We start from the raw sequence: 258 nt of genomic DNA on the forward strand, positions 1-258 counted from the left end.
CTCACCTCCCACAGACTCAAACGATGGACGCAACTTACCGGGTGGAGTATTAGGCTGCGCCAGCCCTGCATAAACCACTTTGCACTCATAGGTGTTGAAGCAGAAACCACCGTATGAATGCAACTTGAAATGCAGCACAGGGACTGAATCGGGGTTAGCCACAGCGGTAGCGGCGTTTGATAGGGTCGAAGATGGAGTTTGCTGGTTCATTTGACATCCGGATAGAAAAGACAGGCCGGCAATCGACAGGCTCAAAAG

General features: G+C 51.6%; 1 protein-coding gene. It reads right to left on the reverse strand.

From position 1 onward, the window contains the following. The coding region (locus tag ACP2WS_RS11365; protein ID WP_426460865.1) for a hypothetical protein at positions 1-210 on the reverse strand (210 nt) is incomplete at its 3' end. Positions 211-258: the final 48 nt, after the last annotated feature.

The sequence above is a fragment of the Brachymonas moutaii (nom. illeg.) genome (assembly GCF_049977365.1).
Taxonomy (GTDB): Bacteria; Pseudomonadota; Gammaproteobacteria; order Burkholderiales; family Burkholderiaceae_C; genus Brachymonas.